Source organism: Petrachloros mirabilis, assembly GCF_975968855.1.
In genome coordinates, this window is sequence record NZ_CDLUDY010000147.1 from 1 (window position 1) to 5926 (window position 5926).

The 5926-nt window shown below is 54.2% G+C and carries 7 protein-coding genes; 3 read left to right on the top strand and 4 right to left on the bottom strand.

Features of this window, described 5'->3' with window-relative positions:
* Nucleotides 1-815, top strand: an 815-nt coding sequence (locus ACWVCN_RS05905) for a response regulator (protein WP_455244618.1), incomplete at its 5' end; no start/stop codon positions are given.
* Complete coding sequence (locus ACWVCN_RS05910) at nt 812-1138, top strand: Hpt domain-containing protein (RefSeq protein ID WP_455244619.1); 327 nt, start codon at nt 812-814, stop codon at nt 1136-1138. The genes ACWVCN_RS05905 and ACWVCN_RS05910, both read left to right, overlap by 4 nt.
* Before the next feature lie 95 nt (nt 1139-1233).
* Here the strand turns inward: ACWVCN_RS05910 and ACWVCN_RS05915 are convergent, their stop codons facing one another.
* The 3 genes from ACWVCN_RS05915 to ACWVCN_RS05925 all read right to left on the bottom strand — a co-directional run bounded on the left by ACWVCN_RS05915 (nt 1234) and on the right by ACWVCN_RS05925 (nt 4085).
* Nucleotides 1234-2046: a class I SAM-dependent methyltransferase gene (locus tag ACWVCN_RS05915; RefSeq protein ID WP_455244621.1), complete on the bottom strand. Its 813-nt coding sequence runs from the start codon at nt 2044-2046 to the stop codon at nt 1234-1236.
* Nucleotides 2047-2186: 140 nt separating this feature from the next.
* Nucleotides 2187-3044 (bottom strand): SDR family oxidoreductase, encoded by an 858-nt coding sequence (locus tag ACWVCN_RS05920; RefSeq protein WP_455244623.1) that lies wholly within the window; start codon nt 3042-3044, stop codon nt 2187-2189.
* Nucleotides 3045-3068: 24 nt separating this feature from the next.
* Nucleotides 3069-4085, bottom strand: a complete 1017-nt coding sequence (locus ACWVCN_RS05925) for a hypothetical protein (protein WP_455244624.1) — start codon at nt 4083-4085, stop codon at nt 3069-3071.
* 324 nt (nt 4086-4409) lie between these two features.
* Between ACWVCN_RS05925 and ACWVCN_RS05930 the strand changes: the two genes are divergently transcribed.
* Nucleotides 4410-5114 carry a winged helix-turn-helix transcriptional regulator gene (locus ACWVCN_RS05930; protein WP_455244625.1) on the top strand — a complete coding sequence of 235 codons (705 nt, stop codon included), beginning with the start codon at nt 4410-4412 and terminating at the stop codon, nt 5112-5114.
* A gap of 144 nt (nt 5115-5258) precedes the next feature.
* Here the strand turns inward: ACWVCN_RS05930 and ACWVCN_RS05935 are convergent.
* Nucleotides 5259-5926 (bottom strand): hypothetical protein (locus ACWVCN_RS05935; RefSeq protein ID WP_455244626.1); only part of this gene is annotated, 668 nt, incomplete at its 5' end.

Here is a 5926-nt window from a genome sequence, read left to right on the forward strand (position 1 = left end):
GCGTGCTCGCCGTCGATGACCATCCGATTAATCTTACAATCTTGTCCGAAATGTTTTCCTCCTGGAATGCACAAATTACCGCCATCGCGAACGGTCAAGAAGCCCTCGCCGAGCTTCAACGTGGCAGGGAATCTGGACAACCTTACGAACTGCTACTGCTCGACTGTCGGATGCCGAGCATGGATGGCTTCCAAGTTGTCACAGAGCTTCAGCAGTCTCAGTTACTGGGCACACTCACCGTCATCATGATGGCCTCCGACCACTGGGCCGATGACATCGCTCGAACCTACGATATGGGACTTGGCGGTTACATCACAAAACCCATCAGGAAGTCGGACCTGATACAAGCTGTGAAGATCTCCCTCAATCGCAGCCAAAATATCCAGCCTTCGGTGGCTCCACCTGCCCAGCCCATTCCAGGCCCATCGCGTCCATTCTGCGTACTTCTGGTCGAGGATTCGCCTGACAATCAAATGCTCATTCGTTCCTATTTGAAGGAAACCCATTATCAAATTGATGTGGCGGACCACGGCAGCATCGCTCTCGAGAAGGTTAAGAACGGACATTTCGACCTCATTCTTATGGACATGAACATGCCGGTTATGGATGGCTACGAAGCCACAAGTCGTATCCGCGCGTGGGAACGAGAGCATGACCTTTCGCATGTCCCGATTATTGCGTTAACAGCTCTTGCATTAAAGGAGGATGGGAAGAAGATTCTCGAAGCCGGCTGCGATACGCATCTGACGAAGCCCATCAAGAAACAGACGCTCCTGGAAGTGCTCCAGGCCTACGACGGGGACAAGAGGAAATGACACACCAACCTGACTCGACCGCCCAGGATCGTCCCGTGGTCCATGCGGATCCCAACCTGGCAGATATCATCCCTGTCTTTTTGGAGAACCGCCGTAAGGACGTCGAAACTCTCCAAATTGCCCTCACAAGCAATGACTTCCCAACAATACGTCTGTTAGGTCATCGCATGAAGGGGGATGGGGCAGGGTATGGCTTTGAAGAGATCAGCATCATCGGCGACACCCTGGAACAAACGGCATTACGAGAAGATCGTGCCGTGATCGCCGATCACATCCGCAAACTGAGCGACTTCCTTACCCGCGTCGAGATCGTTTACCGCTAAGGGGAATAGGCCCTCATTCACTCAGATTCTCTACAACCGACAAAAACCCAAAAGTCAGCAAATGCGTTTTTGTGGAGCATTCCTTCCCCGGCTATTCAGACCGCAACCGTCACGCGCAAGAAAGTTGCTGCAATGCAGGTAACGTCCTTGCGCGTGCTCTTGTTTTGCCTCTCGAATAACAGTTCGAGTTCTTTTTGTAAGTCGGCGGCTCGTCCATCCCGTTCTGCGGCCTCGAACGCATTCATCGTAGGTCCGTAGTAGGTTCTGAATACCGCCAGGTACTCTGATGGCGGCGTGGGAACGTTGAACGTAAAGGTGTCTCGCATGAAAGAGACCTTCTCTGGCTCCACGCCGGCGCTTGCAAACCGTTCGATGACCATGGGCTCCATCCCCCATGTCATCGGGCTGACGAAGCCTTCTGGAGGGGGTGGCGTGTACGCGGAGCAAATCCGCAAAATTTGAGCCACGAGCGTGGGATCATTCGGAATCCAGTTTCCCATAATGATCCGACCACCTTGTTTTGTCACACGCACCATTTCCTTCGCCACTTCAAAGGGCTTTGGTGCGAACATGGCACCGAAAATCGACACGACGAGGTCAAACGCATTATCGCTGAGTCCGCGCAAATCACAGGCATCACCTTCCTGAAACCTGCAGTTCGTAAGACCAAGCTGCTTGGCACGCTGGTTCCCGGCGTCCACAAGATTTCTCGCGATATCGACCCCCAAGACGTCCGCGCCGAGTTTCGCCGAAGGAATGGCCGTCGTTCCGTCGCCGCATCCGAGATCCAAGACCTTGAAACCTTTCTTGATCCCGAAATCCTTGACCAGCGCCTCTCCGCTCTCTCGCATGCTCTCTGCGATCCGCGTGAAGTCTCCTTTTTCCCATAGTGCTTGGTTTGCATTCATAAAGACACTCCTTCCTTCTTCCTCCGTCCCCATCACACTCCCCGCACAAGAGACCCCGTGAGCTTAAGCTCTTGAGTCGAGGACGAGTCACCGGCAACACGCGATCGTGTCCTACATTCCGCCCCTCTCTGCCGTGGATCCTAGTTGCCTGAATAGGATTGTGTCGCCGCGAATTGTTCAAAGCTCACAGGGGCCCGTCCGAGCATTTTCTCGACTGTATCCACTGACAGGCTTGCGGCGCCGGATTCAAAGGCAGCAAAGAGTTGCATCAGTACGTCGATCAGCCATTCAGGTTTCCCCGCCTTCCCCAATAATTCACGCGCCTGCTGTTCAGGTATCGGATCGTACGCGGCGTTGCTATGGCCAGCCTGCGTCAGGAGGTCTGTCGCTTCCGTCATTGAGAGGGCCTGGCTGCCCGTGATCGTATAGGTTTTTCGATTGTGCCCCTCCTCGGCGAGCACTTTTGCAAGAATGTCGGCAACGTCACCAACGTCAATGTGGCAAATTTTGCCGTCGCCGATCGGCGGCCAATACTGGCCCCCTTGCCTGGGATAAAGACTCAAGAAATTCTGCATGAATGGTCCGGGACGAATGACGGTCCACTCCAGCCCTGAATCCGCCAGGTAATTTTCCACCATCTTCATCCATCGCCCGACTCGCACTTCCGGCCCCATCGCAGCCGCCAATCCCGACAACCGCACGATGCGCTTCACACCGGCTTTTTTCGCCTTGTCGATCAGCATTGAGGCCCATTCAAACTGTCTATTCGTGTGAGGGGTAATCAAGCAGACCTGCTCCACTCCCGTGACTGCTGCTTCTATTGAATACGGATCAGAAAAATCGAACGCCACGACTTCGGTGCTTTGCGCCTGTACTTTTGGCGCACGTTCTATTCGGTGCACCCCCGCTCGCACTCGTTGTCCTTTGGCCTCCAGAATGCTGACCACTCTCCGACCCACAGCTCCCGTGGCACATGTGATGAGCGTTATGTCCTTCATCGTTTCCTCCTTCTCCTTTTTCAATCAAACAAGACATGGGGCCGGCGCGCACCAGTTGGCAATAGTTTTGGCACCCATATAGGCGCCCCAGGCACCCAGCCTCACCAGGTTTGCTTCACTCACCCCGTGTTGCCTCACCTGCTCAATGAGTCCGTCGTCCAATTGGTAAGAAGCCTTCGCAACCAACAGCACTAGCTTGGCTTTGTCCCGCTCCTCACCTTGGAGTCCCTGCACTTCCTCTTCCACCCACCTTCGGGACAATGGGGCTTGGCCGCCCTGCCAGGTAACGAGGCTCTCCCTGATCATGTGTTGAGCTTCTCTCGACAGCGCATGGTCAATTTCTTCCTCCACGACGCGGTTCCAGCGGGCGAGACTATCCGCCACGAGCGGATTGCCTTCGGCCCAGCAGAACTCCTCAGGTAACTCCGCCTCAGGCAGCATGTAGAGGGACGCCCCATGCTCCAAGTCCAGCGCAGACGATTCCTGGAGCTCCAATCCAAAGAGTTTTAATGCCCCGCTTCTAAAGGAAGAAGGCACAGGAGACCCGTCAAGGGTAAAGTCGGAAATTTTGTTCGTGTAATTGAAAACGATCAACGTCCCAAGAGCTTCGGGAATTTCTGTCGGGCTAAAGGGAGGATCCTGCAATTCCTCCGCATATCTGGTGATACTGGCCTTGGTCCATTGGAATCTTTTGAGCGTCAGTTCATCGTCGATCGCGTCCATCTCGTTTTTCCGGAGGGAATTGGCGACGTTATTCTGGTTGGCCCCGTGCGTGAGACTTAACAGCATATCTTCACAATAGGGGCATCGATTGACTTCGGAAAGCGCGGCTCCCATGGCTTTCTTGAGCCAGGCTGGAAGGTGCTGGTTCGTGAGCGCGATTTCTCTTCCGCTCACCCACATGCCCGCCATGAGGATCGGGCAGGCCGCGTGGCTCGTAATCGTCCCATTTATAAAAAAATCCCTTTCCGACTGGAGCAAGACTTCTCTCGTGAGTCCCTTCGCCTCCTTCAGAGTCAAAGGATGGAAGAATTTCCTCATCGTGACCCCGGAAATCTTGTAAGATGGAATTTCTCAATTTGGCAGGCAGCATGATAGATCCTCCTTTCTTATTTTGGGCTTATGATGGGTCGTATGTTGCGGCGGTTCTTTCTATCCAAACCGGCGACCTGTATTGCGACTCTGATGGTTGAGGGGATTAGGGCTTTCATCATCCGTGCTCCTTCGTTACGATAGCCAAGCTTGGCCGGGAAATTGTAAAACTGTTTTCCTCATCGTTGAGGCGAGCATAGTCGTGAGCGTGTAAATGAGAAAGAGCGCAATCTGTAGTACCGAACTACGTTTTCTGTAGTAACGGGGGTGACAATGCTCGAATACGGTCAGTTCTGCCCGGTTGCCAAGGCGGCGGAGATTCTTGGCGAGAAATGGACGCTCCTCATTGTCCGCGAGCTGCTTCTGGGAGCAACCCGTTTCAATCAAATCCAGCGCGCCATTTCTAGAGTTTCTCCGACGATTTTGAATAAACGGCTGGAAACTCTCCGCAGACACGGCCTGATCGTCCACAAGCGCATACCGGAACAGCGCGGCTACGAGTATCAACTGACTGAAGCCGGTCGCGAACTCTATCCCATCGTCCTTAAAACGGCCGAGTGGGGGATGCGCTGGGCGCGTGGACAGATGACGGACAAGGAACTCGACGTGCAGCTACTGATGTCGGATATTCAGCGCCGCATCGACCCGGGAAAACTTCCCGGTGGTCAAACCGTCATCAGGTTCTCGTTCACGGACCTGGATCGTTATAACGAGTGGTGGGTGAAGACACAGAACAATGAAGTGGACCTTTGCACGGACAATCCCGGCACTGAAGTGGATGTCTATATCACCTGCGACCTGCGAACGATGACCGAAGTGTGGATGGGAGACCTCTCGATTGAGCAAGCCCGGTCTGATGATCGCCTCAAGATTGTCGGCTCGTCGATCTACCTGAAAAATATCCGATCCTGGCTGGGACTGTATCTTCTCGCAGATATCCGTCCTTCCCCTTTACATCAACAACGTGGTTCGCAATGACAGGAAAAGTCTATGAGCGTCTGTGTGTAGGCCATATGTTCTCCCGCGGCAAAGGTTGAGAGGCCTTCGGCACAAAGGAACACGTCCCATGTGATCTGCCGCCTTCCATCATAGCTATCCTTCGCCGATTGCCGACAGACTCCGTCACTTTCCCTTCCCCGTGACCGTCAGGCCGATGCCGCCTGTAATCGCGTGGTGATTCAGATCGCCTGCTTCACCGAACCCGTAGGTGACAAAGGGCGTAACATACGGCAACACCGGAAGCGATTCGATGATCAGCACGTCATAACCGCCGCCGAGAGTCACGCCCCAGCCATTGAGCCTTCTCGGCTCACCAGGCCGATTATTCCAGTGGCTCACATACCCACCGCCAAGTTTTACGAACAGACCAATATCAGGGATTGGATACGTGCGAGTCGTCAGAAAGGCCTGCATGATTCCCTCCCCGACAGAAGGATCCTGGGTGTTGCTTTCCTCGACGAGCCATCCGCTCAATTCGATACCCAATAAGAATTGCGGATGCACCACGATTCCTCCTTCCACGCCGAGGAAGCCGAGTGTGTCCTTCTCACGAATCCCGCCTCCGGCTTGAGACACGGATCCCCCTCCAAAATTGAGGGCGGCCCACCAATTCTTGCGCTCAGGCGGAGATGTAGAAGGCAGTGGTAATTCAGATTGCTCAGCAGCTTCTACCGTTGAAGAGTCCACTCCCACACCGGAGAACAGGGAAAGCATCACCGCCAAAACGATGCCCCATTCCGGAGAGAATTTTGCCAGGATAAAGGCGGAATTCATCACACCCCCGCGCTCAC

Excerpts from the sequence above, each read along its gene's own strand:
- ACWVCN_RS05920 (WP_455244623.1), bottom strand. The coding sequence starts at position 3,044 with ATGAAGGACATAACGCTCATCACATGTGCCACGGGAGCTGTGGGTCGG.
- ACWVCN_RS05930 (WP_455244625.1), top strand. The coding sequence starts at position 4,410 with ATGCTCGAATACGGTCAGTTCTGCCCGGTTGCCAAGGCGGCGGAGATT.
- ACWVCN_RS05915 (WP_455244621.1), bottom strand. The coding sequence starts at position 2,046 with ATGAATGCAAACCAAGCACTATGGGAAAAAGGAGACTTCACGCGGATC.
- ACWVCN_RS05925 (WP_455244624.1), bottom strand. The coding sequence starts at position 4,085 with ATGAGGAAATTCTTCCATCCTTTGACTCTGAAGGAGGCGAAGGGACTC.
- ACWVCN_RS05910 (WP_455244619.1), top strand. The coding sequence starts at position 812 with ATGACACACCAACCTGACTCGACCGCCCAGGATCGTCCCGTGGTCCAT.